Genomic DNA, 23,845 nt, shown 5'->3' with positions numbered 1-23,845 from the left:
ATCTTCAGTCTACCGGGGCGATCGACCTCTTCGGTCGGCCGATCGCGACTCAGCGGGGCGCGGGACCGGTCGTGTTGCCGTCGCGGAACGTGCACGTGAAGCGGATCGAGGCGGGGTCTCGGCCCTGGAGCATCGCGGCGATCGCCTCACCGGCCGCCCGCCCCTTCTCGGTCGAGGCCTGCACGAGCGTCGTCAGCTGATAGGGCGCGAGGCCGTCGACGACGACACCGTCGAAGCCCGTGATGCTGACGTCATCCGGCACGCGCAGCCCGGCATCCTCCGCCGCGCGGATGACGCCGGCGGCCAGCAGGTCGCTCTGCGCGATGACGGCCGTCGGCCGGCGGTTCGGGTCGGCGAACAGCACCCGGCCTGCCGCGTACCCTTCGTCGATCGAACTGGCGGCTGCGGCGTAGACGGGTGCGTCGGGGTACACATCGCGCGCACCCTGCAGCCGATCGCGGGTGACGTCGATCGAGATCTCCGCGTCGGATGCGATCCAGCCGCGCCGGCGCTGCTTGTCGAGCGGGAGCGTGACGATCGAGACGGTCTCGTGCCCGAGCCGGCGCAGGTGTTCGGCGGCCTGCGCCTGCGCCTCGCGGTTGTCGAGCAGAATGCGCGGAATACCCTCGCCCGCGTCGCCCTCGATCACGACGACGGGGATGCCGCGGGCCACGACGGTCGCGAGTGACTCCCGCAGTCGGCCGCTGTACCCGACGAGCACGGCCGCGTCGATCGGCGCTGTCGTGAGGGTGGGCCCCTCAGGTGTCGTGGCCTCCGCTTCGCCGGCGGCCGTGCGCAGCAGGAGCAGTCCCGCACCGATGGGCGAGACGGCTTCACTGAGTCCGTCCATCATGAGGCGCGTGACGGGGTCGAGGAATGCGACGCCGAGCCGCTCGTCGAAGACGACGCCGACGATGCCGCTGCGACCGCGGCGCAGCGATGCGGCCCGCGGGTCGGGACCGGTGTACCCCAGTCGCTCGGCGGCGGCGAGCACTTTCTCGCGCGTCGCCTGCGAGACGGCGGTCTTGCCGCTGAAGACCACCGACGCCGTCGACGCAGCGACCCCCGCCTCTCGGGCGACGTCGCTGATCGTGGCGCGGCGTGTGCTCATCCCCTCGATCGTAGCGTGCTGCGTTTCCGGGCATCGAATCGATTCGGTACGATGACCTGGTGGACACCGCCCTCACCCGCTCGCAACTCGTCGCGTGGCGTGCCGCGATCTTCACGATCTTCTTCGCGACCGGCCTCGGCTTCGCGTCGTGGGCGTCGCGGCTGCCGGCGGTCAAGACGGCGCTGGGCATCGACGACGTCGGCATCGGGGTGCTGCTGTTCGTCTCGGGCGCGGCATCCATCCTCGGTCTGTCGATCGCGAACGTCGTCGTCGCACGGTGGGGCGCCCGCCGGGGCATGATCGGCACGATCCTCGCCTTCGGGCTCGGCGTCATCGTCACCGGATACGGCGTGCAGTTCGCGCAGTCGTTCACGGTCGCCGCGGTGGGCCTCGCGCTCATGGGGCTCGGCATGGCCTCGACCGACGTGATGATGAACGTCGAAGCGGCCGCCGTCGAGCAGTCCTTCGGCAAGACGCTCATGCCGCTGTTCCACGCCTTCTTCAGCCTCGGCACCGTCGCCGGCGCCGGCATCGGCATCGCGATGGCCGGCTGGCAGGTCGGCGTCGCGTGGCACCTGTGGGGCGCGGGCGTGCTCGTGCTCGCGGCCGGGTTCGTCGCGCTCGTGTACGTGCCGTCCCGCGACATCGTGCACGACGACGAAGCGACTGGCCCCACGCGCAGGGAGCGGATGCGAGAGCTGCTCGCCGTCTGGCGCGACCCCCGCACCTACGCGATCGGCGCGATCATGCTCGGCATGGCGTTCGCCGAGGGCAGCGCGAACGACTGGCTCACGATCGCCGTCGTCGACGGGCACGACGAGACCGAGGCGACCGGCGCAATCGCGCTGACCGTGTTCTCGGTCGCCATGACGCTCTTCCGCATCCTCGGCGGTCCGATCGTCGACCGGATCGGCCGCGTGTGGGCGCTGCGCGTGCTCGCGGTGACCGCCGCGGTGGGCCTCGTGCTGTTCATCCTCGCGCCGTCGATGCCGGTCGCCTTCATGGGCATCGCGCTGTGGGGAGCCGGAGCCTCGCTCGGTTTTCCGCTGGGCATGTCGGCCGCCGCCGACGACCCGGCGAAGGCGGCCGCATCCGTGTCGGCCGCGGCCACCATCGGCTACCTCGCGTTCCTGTGCGGGCCGCCCGTCCTCGGCTGGATCAGCGAGCAGATCGGCATCCTGTCGACCCTGTGGATCATCGTCGGACTCATCGTCATGAGCGGTCTGGCCTCGGGCGCCGCCAAGCCCCTCGCCGGCTCGAAGGTCGGCGCCGGCCACCACTGACCGCGGCCGGCTGCCGTCACCAGATTCGGAGAATTGCACCGGATTCGGATCAAACCGCCCCCGGCATCCGAATCCGGTGGTTCCATCCGAATCCGATGCACCCGGCACGGTGGGCAGCGGCGTAGGCTCGTCGGGTGCGTCTCGTCATCGCCCGCTGCTCCGTCGATTACACCGGTCGCCTCAACGCGCACCTGCCGCTGGCGACCCGGCTGCTGGTGCACAAGGGCGACGGGTCGCTGCTCGTGCACTCCGACGGCGGCTCCTACAAGCCGCTCAACTGGATGAGCCCGCCGTGCACGCTCACGGTCGAAGAACCGGATGCCGAGTCCGCTTCGGCCGGCGTCGCAGAGCACTGGCGCGTGACGCACGCGAAGACCGGTGACGCGCTGCTCGTGCGCATCTACGAGGTGCTGCACGATTCGACCCACGAACTCGGCATCGACCCCGGCCTGCAGAAGGACGGCGTCGAAGCCGACCTGCAGCGCCTGCTCGCCGAACAGGTCGACGTCATCGGCGACGATCTGCAGCTCGTCCGCCGCGAGTACCCGACCGCGATCGGCCCGGTCGACCTGCTGCTGCGCAATCCCGAGGGCGGCACGATCGCCGTCGAGGTCAAGCGCCGGGGCGACATCGACGGGGTCGAGCAGCTCACCCGCTACCTCGAACTGCTCGGCCGCGACCCGCACCTGGCACCCGTGACCGGGGTGTTCGCGGCGCAGGAGATCAAGCCGCAGGCCCGCGTGCTCGCGACCGACCGCGGCATCCGCTGCGTCACCCTCGACTATGAGGGCATGAAGGGCATCGAGTCCGGCGTCCCCCGCCTGTTTTGACCTCACGTGTCACCGCGCCGACGGCCGCAACTCCTGACTTTCGCCGCCGGGCGACCGGATCCAGGCCCCGTGCGCGCTGAAAGAGCTGGAATCCCAGGAGTTGCGCGCGCCGAGACACCACCGGCGCCCATCCCGCCCGTCGGTAGGCTGGATGCCATGGCGCGCTCCCCCTGGACCTGCATCCTCTGGGACGTCGACGGCACGATCGTCGACGCATCCGACGGCATCCTCGGGCGCTTGACGCGCTGCCTCGCCGACTACGGGTTGCCGGCGCCGACGCGTGCCGAGCTCGTGCACTGGATCGGCCCGCCGATGTATGAGTCGTTCCAGAAGAACGTCGGCATGAGCCCCGAGCAGGCGGCCGACGCGGTCAAGCACTACCGCACGATCGGCAAGGCCGACGGGTACACGACGGGCGCGAAGCTCTACCCGGGCGTCGCACAGTTGATCGCCGATCTGGATGCCGCAGGCATCCCGCAGGCGACCGCGAGCTCGAAGCCCGAGGTGCAGGTCACCGCCCTCATGGACCACTTCGACCTCGCCCCGCACCTGCGGGCGATCGTCGGTGCCACGGCCGACGAGAAGACGCTCGCGTCGAAGGCTGCGATCGTGGGTGAATCGCTGCGCCAGTTGCGGGCTTCGGGTGTGGACACCTCACGTCCCGTGCTCATCGGCGACCGCCACCACGACATCGACGGCGGCCGTGAGCAGGGTGTACCGGTCATTTTCGTGCGGTGGGGTTTCAGCTGGCCGCACGAGTCCGAGGGGGCACAGGCGGTCGTCGACGACATCGACGGGCTGCGCGCGTTGCTGCTCGTGCAGGACGAGGCGTGACCGCCGGCGAGGTGTGGGGCTGGGTGTTCCCGGCGCTGGTCGTCTTCGGTGTCGCGGCCGCGCTCGTGGCGGCCGGCGTGTGGTTCGCCCGGCGGGCTCGACGATCGCCCAAGGCGGTCGCCGCCGCGGACGCGGAGCGTGCGCAGGCCGGCATCGCGCTGGTGCGCCTCGATGATGCGGTCGGCGAACTCGATCTCGAGGTCGGTCTGTCGGGTGCGCTGTATGAGGGTGCGGCATCCCCCGCCCTGCGCCGCGCGCGCATGACGGCGCAGCACGCCCGCGACGATGCGTTCTCGCAGTACCGCGACCTCGACGATGCGCCCACGCCTGCCCAGCGCGCCATCGCTGCGCAGCGAATTCGCACTCGCGCCGAGGCGGCGACCGCCGCTGTGGCGCGTGCCCGCACCGAGCATGCCGACTGGGTGCAGCAGCACGTCTCGGCCGCAGAGCAGGTGGATGCCGCGCGCACGCGCCTCGCGGCACTCCGCGTCGAGATGGGCGATCCGTCGGCGCTCATTGCCGAACTGTCGCAGCGTTACGACGCGGTCGAGTGGGAGCGCGGTGCCGCCGCCTCGACGACGGCGATCGAGGCACTGGATGCCGCGGACCAGCTGCTGGCGGAGGCGTCGGAGCGGGCAGCCGATCCGACGCGCACGGCCGTGCCGGTGCTCGCCGCCGCAGAACGCGAGGTGCGCCGCGCTCGCGAGGCTGCGCGTCGGCTCGACGAGACGTATCGCCTCGTGACAGATGCGGGCGCTGCGGTCGGTGAAGAGCTCGAAGCGGCGCGTGTCGCGGTGCGTCAGGCGCTCACGATCCGTGAGGGCCTCGAACCCGCCGACGCGGAGCGGCTGGGCGGCGAGCTTCGCACGATCTCGGAGCGCCTGGCGGCATTGGAGGCCTCGGCGCCACGCCGACCAACGGCGACGGTGGATGAACTGGCGCGGCTGCGCGACCGGCTCGACCTGGCCCTCGGCGATGCGCGCACGGCACAGCAGCGACTGCGGGGCGCGCGCTCGGCACTGCCCGGCGCGCTGGCGACGGCGCGGGCCGCGATCGCGCACGCGGAGCCGAGGGCGTCACGCGCGGGCGCGGATGCACGCGTCAGATTGACGTCGGCGCAACGGGAACTCGCGGCCGCTCGCGGCACGCAGGATCCCGTCGAGGCGCTCGACGCCGCTCGGCGTGCCGCACGGCACGCCGAGGATGCCGCCGCCCTGGCCGATTACGATCGCGACCGACCCGGGCGGCGGTGACCCGACGGGTCAGACGGGACGAATGTTCTCCGCCTGCAGGCCCTTCGGGCCCTGGACGATCTCGAACTCGACGCGCTGGTTCTCTTCGAGCGACCGGTAGCCGGTCGAATCGATTGCCGAGTAGTGGGCGAAGACGTCGGCGCCGCCCTCATCCGGGGCGATGAACCCGAAACCCTTCTCCGAGTTGAACCACTTGACGGTACCGCTGGTTGCCATGACTGCCTTACCTGTATTGCGAAGCCGGCGCCGATGCGCCGACGGGGATCACGCTACGGCAGGCGCGCGCGGGTGTCGCGTGCGCCGACCGATGGTGACACAAACGTTGCACGGGGAGGACGCCCCCATTCGACGCCCGGGCCTGACGCAGAGCGCGTAACAGCCCGGGCGTCGACGGATCCCCCCGGATAAGCCACGCGAAGCGTGACAGCCTCACTCTAGCGATATATCAGTCCGGTGACGGTATCGAATGGATCACTCCCAGCGGCCTCTCGGCGACATAGAATCGTCCTCTATGACAGCCGCCCTCGAGCCGCTCGACCTGTCGCGCGGCGGCATCCTCGGCGACCAGGTCTACGAGAGCATCGCCACCGCAATCCTGACGGGGCGCTTGGCCGCAGGGCAGCGCATGCGCGACGTCGATCTGGCCGCAGAGCTCGGCGTTTCGCGCACACCGGTGCGCGAGGCGCTGCAGCGGCTCGAGCGCATCGGACTGGTCGAGATCGCGGTCGGCCGCTACACGCGAGTGTCGACGCCCGACGACGAACTGCGCCAACACACGGCCGAGTTCACGGCGTACTTCATGGGCAATGCGCTGCGCCTCGCACTGGCACACGGGACGGATGCCGAAGTGGCCGGCATCCTCGAAGCCTGCGACCGGGTGATCGAAGCGTCGAAGACCGGCGACGGAGTCGTGTTGTTCGAGACCTCGACGTTGATGTTCATGGAGATCACGCGGGCCACGCACAACCGCCTGTTCCTCGGCGTCATCCGCGAAGCGCAGCACGCGATCGCCCGCAACCTGCACGGCTGGGACCCGTTCATGCGCGACCCGCTGCTGCGCACGGAGGGGTATGTGCGCCTGCGCGAGGCGATCGCCGCGCGCGACGGCGACACCGCCGAAGCGACTCTGCGCTACCTGCACGCGCTCGTCTGAGCTCCGGTGTCGGCCGTCCCTGGCATGATCGCTTCGGCCGGGGAGAGGAGACACCCGGACCCGTGGGCACCAACCGCCGGTATGCGCGCCAACTCAACGGACGCATGGATGACCGCATCCTCGAGCGCACGGCCGCGTCGGGTCCGCTCGAGACGCTGCTCGCGGCCGAACTGCAGCTGGATCGCCTTGCGGTGACGACCGATCCGCAGCCGGCGCCGGTGCGCGCGTGGGTGCGGTTCGGCGGCGTGCCGATCGAAGTCGACGCCGAAGCATGCATGTGGACCGCCCGGGCGGTGGCGATCCGGTTCCGGGTCGGCGCGAAGGAGTTCCGCACGTGGGTGTGGTCGTCAGCGGTCTCACCCGTCGAAGCCGCTCCGTGACGGCCGAGGGAAGTACGCTCAGGCGGCGCGGGCCTGCAGCCCGTCGACGAGCAGTCCGATGCCGAAGTCGAAGTCTGCGTGCAGGTCGCGGGCACCGGCATCCGTGCCACTCGTTGCGCTCAGGCCGATGCGGTCGTAGGCGAGCAGCTGTTGCTCGTACTGCACGTGCCCGAGCACGAACAGCAGCATCGCGGTTGCGGCCGGTCGCACGGCCTCGGATGCCGGGGAACCGGCTGCGATCACCTCGACGAACCGGTCGTGCGCGGTCGATGATCCGAGGCCCAGCGCCATCGAGCTCGAGACGACTTCGGCGCCGTCGCGGTGTGCGAGCAGGGCCGAGCGCAGTGCACTCGCCTCCCCGCGAAGCCGCGCCGGCCACGACTGCTCGGCGGGGACGGGCGCCGTCTGCGCGACGATGCGGTCGGACAGTTCGGCCAGCAGGCTCTGCTTGTTGGGAAAGTGCCAGTACAGGGCGCCGGCCTGCACGCCGAGTTCGGTCGCGAGTCGTCGCATCGTGAAGTCGGGCAGCCCGTATGCATCGAGAATGCGCATCGCCGCCCGAGCGACGTCGTCTCGGGTGTGGCCGCGGGTGCCAGCTTCTCGCGTCATGCCGCTAGTCTATTGAACGCCGTTTAGGTGAACACCGTTCAAGTCATCTCTCGCCACCAGCCATCACTGTAGGAGTGCCGCCATGCCCACCACCTCCACCCGCGGGCTCGATGCGACCGCCATCGCCCGTGTCGCCGTGTTCGCCGCCCTCATCGCCGTGCTCGGCCTGCTCGGAGCCTTCACGGTCTTCGGGGCAGTGCCCATCACCGCGCAGACACTCGGCGTGATGCTCGCCGGGGCGATCCTCGGGCCGTGGCTCGGCGCAGCATCGGTCGCCGTCGTGCTGGCGCTCGTGGCGGCGGGTCTGCCGCTGCTGGCCGGGGGACGGGGCGGCATCGGCGTCTTCGTCGGCCCGACCGCCGGCTACCTCGCTGGTTGGCTCGCCGGTGTCATCGTCATCGGCCTGATCGTGCGCCACCGCGGCCGCATCCCCACGCCCGTCCGCACCGTCGTGGGCGTGCTCACCGGCGGCATCCTCGTCATCTACCTCTTCGGCATTCCGGTGCAGAGCCTCGTCATGCGCCTGCCGCTCGGCGAGACCGCGCTGTCGAGCCTCGTCTTTCTGCCCGGCGACCTCATCAAGGCGGTCATCGCGTCGGTCGTCGTGCTGACGCTCGTCCGCGCGTACCCGCGCGCGTTCCGACGCGAGACGATCGCCGACGCCGCCGAGACCGAAGAGCGCGACCCGGTCCGCGTGTGATCGTCCCCGTCCGCGGCGACACCGACCGCCTCGTCGAGCGCATCGCCGGCATCCGTGCCGCGGGCGATGCGCCGCTGGTGGGCGATCCACGGTGGCCCGAGGACCAGTGGCGAAACGCCGTCGCCGCGGTCTCGCAGGTGCCGGCGGGCAGCATGGCGGCGTGGGCGGCGCTCACGTCGGGCAGCAGTGCGCATCCGCGCATCGTGCTGCGCAGCGAGGCCTCGTGGGCGGAATCGTTCGACACCGTCGCCGAGCTGCTGGATGCCGGTGCCGACGACGCCGTGCTGCTGCCGGCCCCGCCCGCCGCATCGCTCACGCTCTTCTCCCTCGCCCACGCGCTCGGCGGCGGGCCGCGGCCGGTGCTCGCCGGTGAGCCGGATGCCGAGGTCACCTGCCTGCACGGCACCCCGAACGCGCTGCGTGAGGTACTCGACCGTGGCGTACCGCCGCGCCTGCGCACGGCGCTCATCGGCGGGTCCCGCCTCGACGCCATGCTGAGGGAGCGGGCGGAAGCGGCCGGCATCCGCCTTGTCGCGTACTACGGGGCAGCAGAACTGTCGTTCGTCGCGGTCGATCGCGGCGACGGACTCGTGCCGTTTCCGGGTGTCGACCTCGAGATCCGCGACGGGGTGGTGTGGGTGCGGTCGCCGTTCGTCGCCGACGGGTACGCCGGTGCCGCGGGGCCGCTCCGGCGCGACGGGGCGTGGGCGACGGTCGGCGACCGAGGCGAGCTCGTCGACGGGCGCCTGCACCTGCACGGCCGCACCGACGGCGCCATCTTGAGCGCATCGGCGACGATCATGCCCGATGAGGTCGAAGAGGCCTTGCGTACGATCCCTGGTGTGCGTGATGCGATCGTGTTCGCGAGGCCCCATCCCCGGATCGGCGCCTTGCTGGCCGCGTTCGTCGAGTTCGACGGCGAGCCGGTCGCGAACCTGGCCGCCGCCGCGGCGCAGCTGCTCGCGCCTGCGCACCGTCCGCGCCTGTGGTTTTCGGGTGCGCTGCCGCGCACAGCGTCGGGCAAGCCCGCGCGCGCGGCGGCGATCCGTGCGGTCGACGACGGAACGGCGGTGCGCCATGCCCGCTGACCCGGTGATCATCGCCGCGCGGCGCACGCCCATCGGCACGCGCGGCCGCGGACTGTCGGGCGTCACACTCGACCGGCTCGGCGCGGCCGCCATCACTTCGGCGCTCGCCGACGCCGCCGCGGTCACGGGTCAGGCGCCTGCGGTCGTCGATGTCGTGTGGGGCAACTGCATGGGCCCCGGCGGCAACCCCGGCCGGGTCACCGCGCTGGCGGCCGGCCTCGGACACGACGTGCCGGGTGGCACGGTCGACCGGCAGTGCGGCAGCGGACTGGCCGCGGTGCTGGATGCCGTGACCGCAGCCCGCGTCGACCCCGGCGTCCGGGTCGCGGGCGGCGCCGAGAGCCCTTCGACGGCTCCCGTGCGCGCATTCGACGGTGTCGCGTACGACCGGGCGCCGTTTGCACCGCTCGGGTTCGCCGATCCCGACATGCCGCGCGCGGCCGACGACCTGGCCCGGCACGACGGCATCTCGCGCGAACGGCAGGACGCGTACGCCGCTCGCAGCCATGCGCGCGCGATTGCGGCCCGCGATGCCGGTCGCTTCGACGCAGAACTCGTGCCGATCGCGGGCCTCGACCACGACGATTCGATCGGTCACGCCGCACCGCTGCTGCCGCGGCTGCGTCCACTGTTTGCGGGCGGCACGGTGACGGCGGGTACGGCGACCCGCATCAGCGACGGGGCCGCTGCCGTCGTGGTCGCGCCGGCCGGTGCCGCGCCGGGCCTCGCCGTCCGCGGCGGTGCGATCGTCGGCTGCGACCCTGCGCTGCCCGGTGTCGGCGCCGCCGCCGCCGTCCGCACCCTGCTCGACCGCCACGGGCTCACGGTCGCCGACATCGCCGCGTTCGAGATCGTCGAAGCCTTCGCGGCGCAAACCCTCGCCGTCCTCGACCGGCTCGCCCTCGCCGACGACGACCCGCGCGTGTGCGCCGACGGTGGCGCGCTCGCCCTCGGACACCCGTGGGGCGCGAGCGGCGCGATCTCGGTGGTGCGCCTGTTCAGCCGGCTGGTGTGCACACCGGCAGTGCCCGGCACGCTCGGTGTGGCCGCGGCATCCATCGGGGGCGGCATGGGTGTCGCCGCGCTCGTCGAGGTGGTGCGCTGATGCTGCACCTCGATCGGGTCGGGCTCACGGTGGGCGAGACGACGGTGCTGCGCGACGTGACCCTCGACGTCGATGTGCGCACGCTCGCGGTGATCGGCGACAACGGGTCGGGCAAGTCGAGCTTCGCGCGCGTGGTCGGCGGGCTCGTGCGGCCCACGACCGGCACCGTGCGGGTGCTCGGGGTCGAGCCGCGTGGCCGGTCGGGCGCGCTGCGCAAGCGGACCGCGCTGGTCTTCAGCAACCCCGACACGCAGATCATCATGCCGACCGTGGTCGAAGACGTCGCGTTCTCGCTGCGTGGCGAGGGCCTGTCGAAGCAGGAGCAGGCGGCGCGTGCCGGGGAGGCCTTGGCCCGGTTCGGGCTCGCCGAGCTCGCGGATGCGTCGGCGCACGAGCTCTCGAGCGGTCAGAAGCAGTTGCTCGCACTGTGCGGCGCGTTCGTGCGAGACCCCGATCTGGTGATCGCCGACGAGCCGACCGCGTACCTCGATGCGCGCAACGCCCGCGCCGTCGCCGACCACCTGTTCGCCCCCGACGGGCACCGCCTCGTGCTCGTCACCCACGACCTCGCCCTCGCGGCCGGCTGCGACGCCGCGGTCCTGTTCGCGGACGGCGGCGTGGTCGAGGTGGGACCCGCGGATGCCGTCATCGCCCGCTACGAGCGGGAACTCGCGTGCTGACCGCGTACCGCCCAGGTCAGGGGCGCCTGCACCGCATGTCTGCGGGTGTGAAGACGGTGCTGCTGCTTTTGCTCGCCATCGGCATCCTGCTGCTGCCGTCGCAGTGGTGGTCCGCCGGCGTCGCCGTGGGCGTCACGGTGGCCGGCTACGCCCTCGCGCAGTTGCGCGACGGGCTCTGCGGCATGCGCGAACTCGGCCGACAGGTGCGGGCGATGTGGTGGATCATCGCGTTCACACTCGTCAGCCAGCTCATCTTCACGGGCGTCGAGCCGGCCGTCGCGAACACTGCCAGGGTCACGGCATCCCTCGCCCTCGCCGGACTGCTGGTGCTGACGACACGGGCGAGCGACCTGCTCGCGGTCTACGAACGTGGCCTGTCACCGCTGCGGAAGGTGGGCGTCGATCCGGAACGCATCGCGCTGCTGCTGATGGTGACGCTCAGCACGATTCCGGCGCTCGCCCGCGCCGCCCGCGACGTGCAGGAGGCGCAGCGGGCGCGGGGTGCGCGGCCGAATCTGCGTACCTTCGCAGTGCCGTTCCTGGTGGTCGCGCTCTCGCACGCCGACCAGCTGGGCGATGCACTCACCGCTCGGGGCGTGCGATGATGCGTCCGGTCGTGCGCGGCCCGGTCGTCGACGCGCAGACCCGCTGCATCCACTACGCGACGCCGCTCGACATCATCGCGATCGAGTTCGCCTGCTGTCGCGCCTTCTACCCGTGCCACCGGTGCCACGACGAGACGGCCGACCATGCGGCACGGCCGTGGGGCGCGGATGCCGGTGGTCACCCCGCCGTGCTCTGCGGCGTCTGCGGACACCTGCTGACGATCGACGCCTACGCAACGGCGAGCGCGTGCCCCGCGTGCGACGGCGCCTTCAACCCCGGCTGCAAACTGCACTGGGAGCTGTACTTCGATCCGGCGCTGCGGGGCTGAGGCCGGCAAGCTCAACGACTGACGAGCAGCTCCGTTGCCCAGGGGAGGTCTGCGCCACGCCGCGAGACGGTCACCGCAGCGCAGGACTGCGCGAACGATCCCACCCGCGAAAGCGCCTGCAGGTCGAGCATCTGGCCCCGGTCGACGACCGGCAGCTCCACGTCCTCGAAGATCTCGCTCAGCGCGTGGATCATTCCCGCCATGAACGAATCACCCGCACCGATGGTGTCCACGACGCCCGGCACCTGTGTGGCGAGCGCGATGCGATGCGCACCGGTGCACACCAGCGCACCGTCTGCTCCTCGGGTGACCGCCACAACCGCGGCCCCGAGCGCGAGGAGGCGGTCAGCCACGCGGTCGAGGGCCCAGCCCGGGTAGAGCCAGGCGGCGTCCTCGTCGCTGAGTTTCACGACGTCGGCCGCGCTGAAGAACATCTCGGTCACCGGCAGCTGCTGCGCATGCGGACGCATCAGCGCGGGCCGCACATTCGGATCGAATGTGGTGATGGCATGGGCGCGGGAGGCACGCATGGCTTCGAGAGCGGTGGCATCGCCAGGTGGAAGCGCCGCACCGAGCGAGCCCGTATGAACGAATCTCGTGGCCGGAGACACCTCGACGGACGCGACCTGCCAGTCGACGTCGAATTCGTATCGCGCGGACCCGTCGTCCTGGATGGTCGCGACCGCCGACGCCGACCGCACCGGCGGCATGTCATTGCGCAGGCTGACTCCGGACGCGTCGAGGTGGTTGAGGATCACGGCGCCGTTCGGGTCGTCCGCGACGCCCGCATGGAGCTCGACGGCGTGGCCGAGTCGGCCGAGCCCGACGGCAACGTTGAGGGGCGATCCGCCAGGGGTCGTGGACGGCTTCCTCCCCGGTTGTTCGACGATGTCCACGAGGGCTTCTCCGATGACGACGATGCTCATGGAACGATGAGGACCTTTCCGGAGCTGTCGTTCGTCGCGGCGGCGAATGCATCCGCGACGGCTTCGAGACCGAAGACCTGGGAGATGATCTCATCCGTGGGCAGACCACCGTCGGCTGCGATGTCGATGGCGGTGCGCACGTCCGCCTCGGTGTACGCGGCGCAGCCTTGGACGCGGATCTCCCAGTCCTGGATGAGCGGCATCGGCAGGGACGCGTCGCGAGGAGGAACGCCGACCACGACCAGCGTGCCCGCCCGACGCAGGAGCGCGATGGACTGCGCGAAGGAGCGTTCGTTCGCGACGCAATCCAGCACGACGTCCGCCGTCGGACTGCCCAATGCGTTGAGAACCTGCTCGTTGACGTCGGGGGCTGAGGCGAGCACGGCCCCGCGTGCTCCGACGCGTCGCGCACGTTCGAGCTTGCCGGTGTCCATGTCGGTGACGACGACGGATGCCGCGCCCGCGTGCAGTGCAGCGACGACGCACAGCACCCCGATGGTGCCCGCTCCGAGGACGACCACGTGCGCGCCACGCAGGTCGCCGGCGATGCGTGCTGCGTGGACCGGAGTGGCGAGGCACTCGACGAGCACAGCGGTGCGGTCATCGACCCCTTCCGGGACGGCGAAGAGATTGCGCGCGGGTGCGACGAACTCGGTCGCCATGGCGCCGGACCACTGCTGCGAGGGATCGCAGCCGATCCACGTCAGCTGTTCACACGCGTTCGACCGATTCGTGAGGCAGTTCACGCAGCTTCCGCAGCTGACGTTCGGCTTCAGGATGACGCGTTGACCCACGGTGAACCCGTCGACGTTCTCCCCCCACCCGGCGACGACGCCGACGGCCTCGTGGCCGGGAACGTAGGCGCTGGTGAGGAACGGGTGAGCGCCTGCCAGCGCGTGGGTGTCGGACCCGCAGATGCCGACGACGCTGGAGTGCACCAGCACTTCATCCGGCTTCGGGATGAGGGTGGCGGCATCCTCGAGGTGCACGCCATCGAGCGGGATCGACACCGCGCGGCGGAAGGTGCCCGTGGGGAGATCGGATGCGGGGGTGCGGGTGAGTGCGTCAGACATGGCGATGGTTCCTGATTCAGGTCGGTGCGGTCAGGCTGCGAGAACTTCGGTGCGAGCGGGGATGCGGTGGCCCCGCTCGTCGAAGCCGGGCTGTGGGGGTCGAACGAAGTAGGTGAGGCCGGCGCCGATGACGTAGAGGACGGCGAAGGCCCAGCACACGCCCCCGATGCCGAGAGTCGGCAGCAAGAGCGCGGCGATGGCCGGCCCGAGGAATGTGCAGACACCGGCCGCCAGGTTGTGCGCCGAGATGGCCGCTCCGGTGTGCTCAGGTGCCAGGGACGGGAAGACGGCGCCCATCGGGACGAACGCGGAGACGGTGATGCCGAGGAGCACGGCGGCCGCCGACATCATGATCATGTCGGGGCCGAACCATTGCGGCACATAGTAGAAGGCGAGTGTCGCCACCGCGCAGCCGATGCATCCGAACCAGCGCATCTGCCGCATCCACCCCGCTTTGTCGCCGATGCGTCCCCACACGACGTTGGTGACGAGGGTGACGGCGAACATGAGACCCCACAGCTGCATCCACTGGGCGAGGGAGAAGGAACCGACCGCGTCGTAGCTGTCGGTGGTGAGGTAGAGCGGCATCACGACGGGGAATCCGAAGAGCGTCAGATTGCAGATGACCCTGACCAGCGCGATGACGAGGATCTGGCGGTTCTCGACGAGGATCGTCGCGCCGCGCGCGAGTTCGCGCCAGCGGTCACCGCGGCTCAGCGTCTCCGGAGCAGCGACGGACACCCCTGCGCTCCGACCCGAGCGGTCGCTCCAGAGGCAGAACAGCACGCCCGCAGCCACCCAGGGAAGCGCCATCCAGAGGGTTGCTCGCTCACCGACGACCGGAATGATCCAGCTGGGCAGGTATGTGCCGAGCACGCCGATGCCGAGGGAGTAGGCCGCCCAGTACCAACCCATCGCGGTCGCAAGGCGACTCTTGTCCACCGTCTGGGCGATGAGCACGACGAACGAGTAGATGAACAGCGGGTACGCAGCGGCGCGAATGCCATAGACGAGGAGGATGAGCGGCAGGCTGCCGGCGTCGATGACGAATCCGAGGAACACCGCCTGCAGCACGAGCCAGCTCGTCCCTCCGATGATCATGATGCGCCTGGCCCCGAACATCTCCGAGATCACGCCGGAGCTCCACGCGGCAATGGCCGCGATGAATCCGTAGACGCTGAAGGTGAGCGCGGCGTCCACCGGGCTGTAGCCGAGCCCGACGAGGTGAACGGACAGGAACGTCAGCTCGAACCCGTCGCCGGTCATGAACAGTGCGATTGCGGCGTATCCGAGCGTGAGGCTCAGTGGCCATCGTGAGGACATGTGGTCACCTCATTGTGATGGGCGCAGTGTCAGTGCGCCGAGCGGGTCGTGCGTCATCCATATTCCGTTGCACGCTGGACACGCTCTAGAGCACTGGAACCGGGTGTTCTGATACGAAATTGACATCTGGTTCCGCGAAGAGGACGCTCGTGCACATGGATTCACCGGTATCGGAGGAGGGTGCGTCGGCATCACCGTTTCAACGGCGACCACCCGCACCCGAGGTCGTCATCCCGGACGTGGACAGCATGGTGCGCTGGCACCAGCACGACTTTCCACATCCATTGGCCAGGTGGCACACCCACCCTGAGGTCGAGGTGCATCACATCCGCGCCAGCAGCGGCATCGCGTTCGTGGGCGACTATGTCGGCCGCTTCGATCCGGGCCACTTCGTCCTGGTCGGCTCTCATGTGCCGCACAACTGGATATCGGATCTGGTGGAAGGCGAGGTGATCGCGACGCGCGACACGGTGCTGCAACTGCACCCGGACCGCATCCAGGCGCTCGCGGCAGTCGCGCCGGAAGCGCAAGAAGCGGTCAGTCTCTTCGTGGCCGCCGCGCGCGGGATGACGTACACGGGTCGAACGCGCGACCGCGCCATCGCACATCTGGATGCCGTCGGGGCCACCAGGGGCATCGAACGCTTCGCGCACGTGTTGAGCCTGCTCGCCCTCCTCGCCCGGGCACCCGAAGGGGATCGGTCCTACCTCGGGCGCCGCCGAACGACGGTGCGCTCCGATGCGGCCGCGCAGCGGAAGGTGGACGAGGTCCTCGACTACATCACGACCAATCTCTCGGATCAGGTGTCGCTGACTGCGGCAGCGGAGCTGGTGGGGATGAGCCCGTCAGCCCTTTCCCGATTCTTCACGCGGACTGCGGGGCGGGGGTTCGTGGAGACGGTTCGCCGTCTTCGCGTCATCGAAGCGTGCCGTCGCTTGGATGAGACAACCGCCCGCGTGAGTGATATCTGCTTCGAGGTGGGCTACGAGAACCTCTCCAACTTCAACCGACAGTTCCGAATCGAGACCGGGATGACCCCGCGTGAATATCGCGTTCGAGCCGCAGCGCCACACGGCTGAACCTTCCGGGGGTGGAGCGCGGCCTGGAAACGAATCAACCCCCGCCCGGATAATCCCAGGTCGGGGGCTGATTCTTCGCTGTGCGCGAGGGGGGAGTTGAACCCCCACGCCCTTTCGGGCACTGGCACCTGAAGCCAGCGCGTCTGCCTATTCCGCCACTCGCGCGAACCCGTGTCTCCAAGGACTCAACTTCCCGAGGATATCACGCGCTCACGCGTGCACAGAATCACCGGCTTCTCAGCCGATTCCGCAGGTTCACAGTGAGTGCAACTAGCATGTCCCGTACCGGTCAGCCTGCCTGAGGAGCCCCGTGGGACTACTTGACAGCTTCGAGAAGGGACTCGAACGCGCCGTCAATGGCGCGTTCGCGAAGACCTTCCGCAGCGGCGTTCAGCCTGTCGAGATCGCCTCGGCGCTGCGCAGCGAACTCGACGCGAAGGCCGCGGTCGTCAGCCGCGACCGCATCCTCGCGCCCAATACGTTCACCGTGCGGCTTGCGCCATCCGACGAAGAGCGGATGCTGGCGCTCGGCGCCACGCTCGACGAAGAACTGCACCGCCTCCTGGCGCAGCACGCGAAGGATCAGGGCTTCAGTTTCGCCGGCCCCGTGACGGTCGCGCTCACCTCCGATGACCAGCTGTCGACCGGCACGTTGCGCGTCGAATCGCGCACCGCCGCCGGTGATGTCGCGTGGCGCGGCGTGGTCGAGGTCGAGGGCAAGCGGCATCCGCTCGCGAAGGGCCGCACCGTCATCGGGCGCGGCAGCGACGCCGACATCACCATTTCGGATGCCGGCACGAGCCGCCGTCACGTCGAGGTGCTGTGGGACGGCGAGCGCGCCATGGTGCGTGACCTGGGATCGACCAACGGCACCCAGCTCGACGGCCGCAAGGTGGGCGAAGGGCCGCTGCTGCCGGATTCGGTCATCCGCATCGGACGCACCGACATCACGTTCCGCGTGGTCGCACAGGCCACGCCGCCCCGTCCGTCCACCTCGGCCGCCGACGCGACCCGCGCCTACGACCGGGGAGGGCGCCCGTGAGCGAACTGACACTCCTGCTGCTGCAGATCGGCTTCCTCGTCCTGCTGTGGTTCTTCGTGTTCGCGGTGGTCTACTCGCTGCGCGCCGACCTGTTCGGTGTGAAGGTGCGAAAGCTGCCCGAACCGGCGCCCGCCGCAGCAGCCCCGCCCACGGCAGGACCCTCGGATGCCACGGCTGCCGTCGCGCCGGTGGCCCCACCGCGTCCGCGGTCGTCGGGCCCCGAGAAGGCGACCCGCGACGCCGTGTCGCGCATCGTCATCACGAGCGGACCGAAGACGGGACTCGAACTGCCCCTCACCGGTGAACCGCTGACGATCGGCCGCTCCAGCGAGTCGGGCCTCGTCATCCGCGACGACTACACCTCGAGCCACCACGCCCGCCTGCTGCTGTGGGGCGAGCAGTGGATGATCCAAGACCTCGACTCCACCAACGGCACCTGGCACGACGGGCAGCGCGTCTCGACGCCGGTTCCGATCATCGTGGGGGCGACGGTCAAGGTGGGCGCGACGACCTTCGAGCTGCGGAAGTAACCGGATCTCGGCATGGTCTTCCAGGGATCGAGCACGGCCATCTCCCACACCGGGAAGGTGCGCTCCAACAACCAGGACTCGGGCTACTGCGGCTCGTCGCTGTTCGTCGTCGCCGACGGCATGGGCGGCCACGCCGGCGGCGACGTCGCCTCGAGCCTCGCGGTGCATCGCCTGAAGACCATCGACGAGCCGTTCCCCTCGACCGCCGCGGCAGAACGCGCCCTGCGAGAGACGATCACCGACACCGCCGCCGAACTCATCGAGACGGTGACCCGCAAGCCCGAACTGGCCGGCATGGGCACGACGGTGACGGCGCTGATGATGGTCGACGACCTCGCCGTCATCGCCCACATCGGCGACTCGCGGCTGTACCTGTTCCGCGACGGTGCGCTCACCCAGATCACCACCGACCACACGTTCGTGCAACGCCTGGTCGACTCGGGGCGCATCACGCCCGAAGAGGCCCGCTACCACCCGCGACGTTCGGTGCTGATGCGCGTGCTGGGTGACATGTCGCCCGACCCCGAGGTCGACACGTTCATCATGCCGACCCAGCCCGGTGACCGCTGGCTGCTGTGCTCCGATGGGCTGTCGGGTGTCGTCGACGACGCGCACATCTCCAAGGCGCTCGCGCAGGACATGGCACCCGCCCGCACCGCCGACGTGCTGCTCAAGCAGGCCCTGGACGGCGGTGCACCCGACAACGTCACGATCGTGATGGTCGACATCGGCGGGCAGCACCCCATGTTCGCGGGCACGCCCACGATCGTCGGCTCGGCGTCCAACCCGACCGGCATCGAGGTGCCGGCCGCACGCCCCGGCCGGGGCGGCTGGCTGCACCTGAAGAGCCAGGCCGCGAACGAACCCACCCACTTCGAGCCGGCGGCCGAGTTCCTCGAAGAGCTCATCGAAGAAGACCGGCGCCGTGCACGCTGGCGCCGCATCTGGTGGTTCGTCGGCTTCGTCGTCATTCTCGGCGCACTCGCGGCGGGCGTGTTCGCCGGCTACCAGTGGACGCAGACCCGCTACTTCGTCGGCACCGACGACGACAGTGTCGTCATCTACCGCGGCGTGCAGGCCAACATCGGTCCCATCACGCTCTCCTCGCCGTACGAAGACACCGACATCCTGCTGTCCGATCTGTCGATCCTCGAACGCCAGGCCGTCGACGAGACGGTCTCGGCTCGTTCATTGGCCGACGCGATCGCGATCGTCGACCGTCTGCGACCGACGGAGGAGGAAGAATGACCGCCTCCGTCGAGACCGACACCACGGTTCTGAAGGCACTGCGCAAACTGCGGATGCCGCAGACCCAGCGCAACCGCGAACTCGGCCTGCTGCTGTTCGTCTTCGTGATCAACGCGGTCGCCGTCGCCCTCGTGCAACTCGGCGCGACCGACGCGATCGACTGGACGTTCCTCAACTACTGCGGCGGGCTGACACTGCTCGTGCTCGCATTGCACGTCGTGCTGCGACTGAAGGCGCCGCAGGCCGACCCGTTCGTCGTCCCGATCGCGACCCTGCTGTCGGGCATCGGGCTCGCCATGATCTACCGGCTCGACATCGCCGAGTCCTCCACCGGGTGGGGCGCACTGTCGACGCGCCAGCTCGTGTGGCTGGCGATCGCAATCGTCGGGGCGATCGCGATCGTGATCCTGCTGCGCAACTACCGGGTGCTGTTCCGGTACACGTATCTGTTCGGGCTCGCCGGCGTCCTCCTGCTCCTGCTGCCGTTCGTGCCGTTCCTCGCGGTCGAAGAGAACGCCCAGGTGTGGGTGTCGGTCGGCGGCATCTTCTCGTTCCAGCCCGGCGAGCTCGCCAAGATCTGCCTCGGCATCTTCTTCGCCGGCTACCTCGTGCGCACCCGTGAGGCGATGACCTCGGTCGGTCATCGCTTCCTCGGCCTCACCTGGCCGCGCCCGCGCGAACTCGGCCCGCTGCTGATCGTGTGGGGCGTGTCGATGCTCATCATCGTGATGCAGCGCGACCTCGGCACCGGTCTCCTGCTGTTCGGCATGTTCGTCGCGATGCTCTACGTCGCGACCGGCAAGACCAGCTGGGTGTTCATCGGTGTCGCTCTCGCCGTCGGCGGCGCGATCCTCGCGTCGCGCGTGCTCCCCTACGTCACGGGTCGCTTCGCCGCCTGGCTGAACGCCTTCGACCCCGAGGTCATCGAGCAGTACGGCGGCAGCTACCAGTTGGTGACCGGCCTGTTCGGCATGGCCAACGGCGGCCTCATCGGCACCGGGTGGGGCCGCGGCTACCCCGACCTGACGCCGCTCGCGCACAACGACTACATCTTCCCGAGCCTCGCCGAAGAGCTCGGTCTCGTCGGGGTGTTCGCGCTGCTGGCGCTCTATATGGTGTTCACGAGCCGCGGCATCCGCATCGGCATCGCCGGGCAGGACGACTTCGGCAAACTCCTCGCGACGGGCCTGTCGTTCACGCTCGCCCTGCAGGTGTTCATCATGGTCGGCGGTGTGACCCGCCTCATTCCGCTGACCGGCCTCACGACGCCGTTCCTCGCGGCCGGTGGTTCCTCGCTCGTTGCCAACTGGCTCATCGTGGCGCTGCTACTGCGCATCTCGGATGCCGTGCGCTCCCGCCCCCGGGTGGTGATCGGCTGATGACCAAGGAATTGCGACGCCTCAGCATCGTGATGCTGGTGATGTTCCTCGGGCTGTTCGGTGCGACGAGCTACATCCAGGTCATCGGCGCCGAAGAGCTCAACGCCAATCCCGAGAACCGCCGCACGCTGTACGAGTCGTACGAAGTGCAGCGCGGCTCGATCGTCGCGGGCGACGAGGTGATTGCGTCGTCGACGCCCAGCAGCGACCTCTACTCGTGGCAGCGCACCTACACCGACGCCGAGATGTGGGCACCGGTGACCGGATACCTGCCGGTGTCGGGGCAGACGACGGGACTCGAGCAGGCCATGAACAGTGAACTGTCGGGCACCGGCAGCTCGCAGTTCCTCGCCCGGCTGGAGCGCATCGTGTCGGGGCAGGACCCGCGCGGCTCGAACGTGCTCATCACGATCGACCCCGCCATCCAGCGCGCCGCGTGGGAGGCGCTCGGCGACTACGAGGGCGCGGTCGTTGCGATGGACCCGAAGACCGGCGAGATCCTCGCCATGGTGACCAGCCCCAGCTACGACACGAACCTGCTGGCCGTCCACGACACGGCATCCGTCAACGAGACGTTCGACGCGCTCGTCGACGACCCGCTCGACCCGCTCTACAACCGTGCGATCGCCGGCGACCTCAACCCGCCCGGCTCCACCTTCAAGCTCGTCGTGACCTCCGCCGCCCTGTCGACCGGCGAATACACGCCCGAGTCGACCTTCGACAACCCGGCGACGTGGCAGCTGCCCGGCAGTGAGAGCGTCATCCGCAACCACGACGGCGGTACGTGCGGCTCGGGCGACGAGGTCACCCTCGCGACGGCGCTGCGCCTGAGCTGCAACATCCCGATGGCGCAGCTCGCCGTCGAACTCGGCGACGAGGTGATCCGGGCCGAGGCCGAGAAGTACGGCTTCAACAGCTCGTTCGAGATGCCGCTCACCTCGACCGCGTCGGTCTATCCGACCGGCCTCGACGACGCCCGCACCGCACTCAGCGGGTTCGGCCAGGGCGACGTCATCGCCACGCCGCTGCAGATCGCGATGGTCTCGGCGGGCATCGCCAACGGCGGCGTCGTCATGAACCCGCGCCTGGTCGACTCGGTGGTCGCACCCGACCTGACGGTGCAGCAGGAGTTCGGCGACACCGAGTTCGGGCGCGCGCTCGAGTCCGATGTCGCGGCGACCATGACCGACCTGATGATCGCCAATGTCAGTGATGGCGCGGCGAGCGGTGCAACAATAGATGGCGTCGAAGTGGCGGGGAAGACGGGCACCTCCGAACACGGTCCCGGGGACCCCTACACGCTGTGGTTCACCGGATTCGCGCCGGCAGACGACCCCGAGGTCGCCGTCGCCGTCATGATCGAGAACGGCGGCGGTCTCGGACAGTCCGGAACGAGCAACGGGATCGCGGCCCCGATCGCGAAGAAAGTCATTGAGGCGGTGCTGAGCAGATGAGACCGACGCAAGGTGTGAGCTTCGGCGGACGTTACGAGCTGGACTCGCGGATCGCGATCGGCGGGATGGGCGAGGTGTGGGAGGCCACCGACCACGTCATCGGTCGAACCGTCGCCATCAAGATCCTCAAAGACGAGTACATGGGCGACCCGGGATTCCTCGAGCGCTTCCGCGCCGAGGCCCGTCACGCCGCACTCGTCAACCACGAGGGCATCGCGAGCGTCTTCGACTACGGCGAGGAGAACGGCTCCGCCTTCCTCGTCATGGAACTCGTGCCCGGCGAGGCGCTGTCGACCATCCTCGAGCGCGAGGGGTCGCTCTCGAGCGACAAGACCCTCGACATCGTCGCGCAGACCGCATCCGCGTTGCAGGCGGCCCACGCCGCGGGCCTCGTGCACCGCGACATCAAGCCCGGCAACCTACTGATCACGCCCGACGGCCGCGTGAAGATCACCGACTTCGGCATCGCGCGCATCGCCGACCAGGTGCCGCTGACGGCCACCGGTCAGGTCATGGGCACCGTGCAGTACCTCTCGCCCGAGCAGGCGTCCGGCCACGCCGCGTCGCCCGCGACCGACATCTACTCGCTCGGCATCGTCGCGTACGAATCGCTCGCCGGCAAGCGCCCCTTCACGGGCGAATCGCAGGTCGCGATCGCGATGGCGCAGATCAACGACGCCCCGCCGCCGCTGCCGAACACGGTCGCCGAACCGGTGCGCAACCTCGTCATGGCGATGATCGCCAAGAAGCCCGACGACCGCCCGGCCACAGCATCCGCCGTCGCCCGTGCCGCCACGGCCCTGCGCCGCGGCGACATCGCGGCCGCTGCCGCGGTGGTCCCTGCGATCGCCGGCGGCGCGGTCGTCGACGAGGTCACCCAGCTGCTGAGCCCCGCGCTCGGCACCGAGGAGGCCACGCGCATCCTTCCGACCACCTCGCCGCTCGCGGCAGGTGCCGGCGGTGCCGCGGGCGCCGCGGCTGCCGGCTCGGAGACGAAGACACGCAAGCGCAGCCCGTGGACGTGGCCGCTCGTCGCCCTCATCGTGCTGCTGCTGCTCGTGCTCGGCGGCACCGTGTTCACGATGCTGCAGGGGCAGGCTGACCCCGAAGCGACGCCGTCCGACACGCCGACGTCGCAGACGCCCGCAGAATCGCCCACGCCGAGCGACACGCCGGAAGCGACGACGGTCAACGTCGATGACCTCGACCTCCTCGGCAAGACGTGCGACGAGGCCCTGCAGATCGCCCGCGCGGCGGAGCTCGAGAACGCGAGCTGCGAGACCGGCGATGCTGCACCGACGGCCGAGGACGTGGGCACCGTCTACGAGTACTCGCCGGCCGGCAACGTCGCCTTCGACGCGGCGTTCGTGATGACCGCCTACGACGAGCTCGCGCCGATCGACACGCCGTCGAACCCGACCCTGCAGGACGAGTCCGGCAACGCCATCACCACTGCGGAGCAGGGCACGACCGTGTATGCCGGGTGGGACACGTTCTCGTGCCCGGCCGGCAGCGCCGTGAAGTCGTACACGCTCACCGTCAGCGGCGGCATCTTCACCGTCAACAACGACACGTCGGCGAGCTTCAACGCCGAGCAGCGCCCCGCACCGATCACCGTCAACGGTGATGTGGGCGGACGCCTGGGTGTGTCGATGGTCGTGACCTGTGAGGGTGAGAACGGCACGCGCGACTCCGGCTCATCGGGCACCACCGAAGCGACGATCATCGCTGCCGCGACGCCCGATCCCGAAGAGCCCGACGAGGGCGCCGACGGCTGACGTCGAGGGTCGTCCCAGCATGGGGTCGGATAGGCTTGCGAGGTCTGCTCCAG

The 23,845-nt window shown here is 69.9% G+C and carries 25 protein-coding genes and 1 tRNA gene; 19 read left to right on the top strand and 7 right to left on the bottom strand.

Annotated elements, in window-relative coordinates; translation table 11 throughout:
* Positions 1 to 49: 49 nt before the first annotated feature.
* Positions 50 to 1,111, bottom strand: coding sequence for a LacI family DNA-binding transcriptional regulator (locus tag ACSF8R_RS11290; protein ID WP_434811973.1), 1,062 nt, complete (start codon positions 1,109 to 1,111; stop codon positions 50 to 52).
* Positions 1,112 to 1,170: 59 nt separating this feature from the next.
* Here ACSF8R_RS11290 and ACSF8R_RS11285 point away from each other — a divergent pair, with 59 nt between their 5' ends.
* From ACSF8R_RS11285 to ACSF8R_RS11270, 4 genes are all read left to right on the top strand, one after another.
* Positions 1,171 to 2,394 carry an MFS transporter gene (locus ACSF8R_RS11285; protein ID WP_434811972.1) on the top strand — a complete coding sequence of 408 codons (1,224 nt, stop codon included), beginning with the start codon at positions 1,171 to 1,173 and terminating at the stop codon, positions 2,392 to 2,394.
* Positions 2,395 to 2,528: 134 nt separating this feature from the next.
* Positions 2,529 to 3,224 (top strand): endonuclease NucS, encoded by a 696-nt coding sequence (nucS, locus tag ACSF8R_RS11280; RefSeq protein ID WP_434811971.1) that lies wholly within the window; start codon positions 2,529 to 2,531, stop codon positions 3,222 to 3,224.
* 156 nt (positions 3,225 to 3,380) lie between these two features.
* Positions 3,381 to 4,058, top strand: a complete 678-nt coding sequence (locus tag ACSF8R_RS11275; protein ID WP_434811970.1) for an HAD hydrolase-like protein — start codon at positions 3,381 to 3,383, stop codon at positions 4,056 to 4,058.
* Positions 4,055 to 5,311: a hypothetical protein gene (locus tag ACSF8R_RS11270; RefSeq protein WP_434811969.1), complete on the top strand. Its 1,257-nt coding sequence runs from the start codon at positions 4,055 to 4,057 to the stop codon at positions 5,309 to 5,311. The genes ACSF8R_RS11275 and ACSF8R_RS11270 overlap by 4 nt, the downstream gene beginning before the upstream one ends.
* A 9-nt stretch (positions 5,312 to 5,320) precedes the next feature.
* Here the strand turns inward: ACSF8R_RS11270 and ACSF8R_RS11265 are convergent, their stop codons facing one another.
* On the bottom strand, positions 5,321 to 5,527 hold the full coding sequence (locus tag ACSF8R_RS11265) for a cold-shock protein (RefSeq protein ID WP_434811968.1): 207 nt from the start codon (positions 5,525 to 5,527) through the stop codon (positions 5,321 to 5,323).
* Positions 5,528 to 5,822: 295 nt separating this feature from the next.
* Between ACSF8R_RS11265 and ACSF8R_RS11260 the strand changes: the two genes are divergently transcribed.
* On the top strand, positions 5,823 to 6,464 hold the full coding sequence (locus tag ACSF8R_RS11260; protein ID WP_434811967.1) for a GntR family transcriptional regulator: 642 nt from the start codon (positions 5,823 to 5,825) through the stop codon (positions 6,462 to 6,464).
* A gap of 62 nt (positions 6,465 to 6,526) precedes the next feature.
* Positions 6,527 to 6,844: a hypothetical protein gene (locus ACSF8R_RS11255; protein WP_434811966.1), complete on the top strand. Its 318-nt coding sequence runs from the start codon at positions 6,527 to 6,529 to the stop codon at positions 6,842 to 6,844.
* 18 nt (positions 6,845 to 6,862) lie between these two features.
* On the opposite strand, the gene ACSF8R_RS11250 is transcribed toward ACSF8R_RS11255, so the two are convergent.
* On the bottom strand, positions 6,863 to 7,453 hold the full coding sequence (locus ACSF8R_RS11250) for a TetR family transcriptional regulator (protein ID WP_434811965.1): 591 nt from the start codon (positions 7,451 to 7,453) through the stop codon (positions 6,863 to 6,865).
* A gap of 82 nt (positions 7,454 to 7,535) precedes the next feature.
* On the opposite strand from ACSF8R_RS11250, the gene ACSF8R_RS11245 reads away from it, so the two are divergent.
* Genes ACSF8R_RS11245 through ACSF8R_RS11220 form a run of 6 tightly spaced genes read left to right on the top strand, consistent with a single transcriptional unit; the run spans position 7,536 to position 11,960 of the window.
* Positions 7,536 to 8,153: a biotin transporter BioY gene (locus ACSF8R_RS11245; RefSeq protein WP_434811964.1), complete on the top strand. Its 618-nt coding sequence runs from the start codon at positions 7,536 to 7,538 to the stop codon at positions 8,151 to 8,153.
* Complete coding sequence (locus tag ACSF8R_RS11240) at positions 8,150 to 9,241, top strand: AMP-binding protein (protein ID WP_434811963.1); 1,092 nt, start codon at positions 8,150 to 8,152, stop codon at positions 9,239 to 9,241. Before ACSF8R_RS11245 ends, ACSF8R_RS11240 begins: the two co-directional genes overlap by 4 nt.
* A complete protein-coding gene (locus tag ACSF8R_RS11235; RefSeq protein WP_434811962.1) occupies positions 9,231 to 10,346 on the top strand; it encodes a thiolase family protein in 1,116 nt (371 codons plus the stop codon). Before ACSF8R_RS11240 ends, ACSF8R_RS11235 begins: the two co-directional genes overlap by 11 nt.
* The gene (locus tag ACSF8R_RS11230; protein ID WP_434811961.1) at positions 10,346 to 11,026 is read left to right on the top strand and encodes an energy-coupling factor ABC transporter ATP-binding protein; all 681 of its coding nucleotides are present in this window, start codon (positions 10,346 to 10,348) and stop codon (positions 11,024 to 11,026) included. Before ACSF8R_RS11235 ends, ACSF8R_RS11230 begins: the two co-directional genes overlap by 1 nt.
* On the top strand, positions 11,020 to 11,631 hold the full coding sequence (locus ACSF8R_RS11225; RefSeq protein WP_434811960.1) for an energy-coupling factor transporter transmembrane component T family protein: 612 nt from the start codon (positions 11,020 to 11,022) through the stop codon (positions 11,629 to 11,631). The genes ACSF8R_RS11230 and ACSF8R_RS11225 overlap by 7 nt, the downstream gene beginning before the upstream one ends.
* The gene (locus ACSF8R_RS11220) at positions 11,628 to 11,960 is read left to right on the top strand and encodes a CHY zinc finger protein (protein WP_434811959.1); all 333 of its coding nucleotides are present in this window, start codon (positions 11,628 to 11,630) and stop codon (positions 11,958 to 11,960) included. The genes ACSF8R_RS11225 and ACSF8R_RS11220 overlap by 4 nt, the downstream gene beginning before the upstream one ends.
* Before the next feature lie 11 nt (positions 11,961 to 11,971).
* Here ACSF8R_RS11220 and ACSF8R_RS11215 read toward each other — a convergent pair whose 3' ends face one another.
* From ACSF8R_RS11215 to ACSF8R_RS11205, 3 genes are read right to left on the bottom strand one after another with little or no spacing between them, the layout of a single operon-like run.
* On the bottom strand, positions 11,972 to 12,886 hold the full coding sequence (locus ACSF8R_RS11215; protein ID WP_434811958.1) for a carbohydrate kinase family protein: 915 nt from the start codon (positions 12,884 to 12,886) through the stop codon (positions 11,972 to 11,974).
* Positions 12,883 to 13,959, bottom strand: a complete 1,077-nt coding sequence (locus ACSF8R_RS11210) for a zinc-dependent alcohol dehydrogenase (RefSeq protein ID WP_434811957.1) — start codon at positions 13,957 to 13,959, stop codon at positions 12,883 to 12,885. The genes ACSF8R_RS11215 and ACSF8R_RS11210 overlap by 4 nt, the downstream gene beginning before the upstream one ends.
* Positions 13,960 to 13,989: 30 nt before the next feature.
* Positions 13,990 to 15,282 carry an MFS transporter gene (locus ACSF8R_RS11205; RefSeq protein WP_434811956.1) on the bottom strand — a complete coding sequence of 431 codons (1,293 nt, stop codon included), beginning with the start codon at positions 15,280 to 15,282 and terminating at the stop codon, positions 13,990 to 13,992.
* Positions 15,283 to 15,437: 155 nt separating this feature from the next.
* Here ACSF8R_RS11205 and ACSF8R_RS11200 point away from each other — a divergent pair, with 155 nt between their 5' ends.
* The gene (locus ACSF8R_RS11200) at positions 15,438 to 16,361 is read left to right on the top strand and encodes an AraC family transcriptional regulator (protein WP_434811955.1); all 924 of its coding nucleotides are present in this window, start codon (positions 15,438 to 15,440) and stop codon (positions 16,359 to 16,361) included.
* 81 nt (positions 16,362 to 16,442) lie between these two features.
* Here ACSF8R_RS11200 and ACSF8R_RS11195 read toward each other — a convergent pair.
* Positions 16,443 to 16,526: transfer RNA gene (locus ACSF8R_RS11195), tRNA-Leu, on the bottom strand.
* 145 nt (positions 16,527 to 16,671) lie between these two features.
* Between ACSF8R_RS11195 and ACSF8R_RS11190 the strand changes: the two genes are divergently transcribed.
* The 6 genes from ACSF8R_RS11190 to ACSF8R_RS11165 are packed head-to-tail and all read left to right on the top strand — an operon-like array spanning position 16,672 to position 23,792.
* Positions 16,672 to 17,403: an FhaA domain-containing protein gene (locus ACSF8R_RS11190; RefSeq protein WP_434811954.1), complete on the top strand. Its 732-nt coding sequence runs from the start codon at positions 16,672 to 16,674 to the stop codon at positions 17,401 to 17,403.
* Positions 17,400 to 17,933, top strand: coding sequence for an FHA domain-containing protein FhaB/FipA (locus tag ACSF8R_RS11185; protein ID WP_434811953.1), 534 nt, complete (start codon positions 17,400 to 17,402; stop codon positions 17,931 to 17,933). Before ACSF8R_RS11190 ends, ACSF8R_RS11185 begins: the two co-directional genes overlap by 4 nt.
* Before the next feature lie 12 nt (positions 17,934 to 17,945).
* Positions 17,946 to 19,181, top strand: coding sequence for a Stp1/IreP family PP2C-type Ser/Thr phosphatase (locus tag ACSF8R_RS11180; RefSeq protein WP_434811952.1), 1,236 nt, complete (start codon positions 17,946 to 17,948; stop codon positions 19,179 to 19,181).
* Entirely contained in the window at positions 19,178 to 20,560 is a 1,383-nt protein-coding gene (locus tag ACSF8R_RS11175) for an FtsW/RodA/SpoVE family cell cycle protein (protein WP_434811951.1), read from the top strand. Before ACSF8R_RS11180 ends, ACSF8R_RS11175 begins: the two co-directional genes overlap by 4 nt.
* Positions 20,560 to 22,014, top strand: a complete 1,455-nt coding sequence (locus ACSF8R_RS11170) for a peptidoglycan D,D-transpeptidase FtsI family protein (RefSeq protein ID WP_434811950.1) — start codon at positions 20,560 to 20,562, stop codon at positions 22,012 to 22,014. The genes ACSF8R_RS11175 and ACSF8R_RS11170 overlap by 1 nt, the downstream gene beginning before the upstream one ends.
* The gene (locus ACSF8R_RS11165; RefSeq protein ID WP_434811949.1) at positions 22,011 to 23,792 is read left to right on the top strand and encodes a serine/threonine-protein kinase; all 1,782 of its coding nucleotides are present in this window, start codon (positions 22,011 to 22,013) and stop codon (positions 23,790 to 23,792) included. The genes ACSF8R_RS11170 and ACSF8R_RS11165 overlap by 4 nt, the downstream gene beginning before the upstream one ends.
* Positions 23,793 to 23,845: the final 53 nt, after the last annotated feature.

Source organism: Microbacterium sp. bgisy189 (genome assembly GCF_965345345.1).
Lineage (GTDB): Bacteria > Actinomycetota > Actinomycetes > Actinomycetales > Microbacteriaceae > Microbacterium.
Note: the sequence above shows the minus strand (reverse complement) of the source record. Positions and strands in the feature narration are given on the sequence as shown.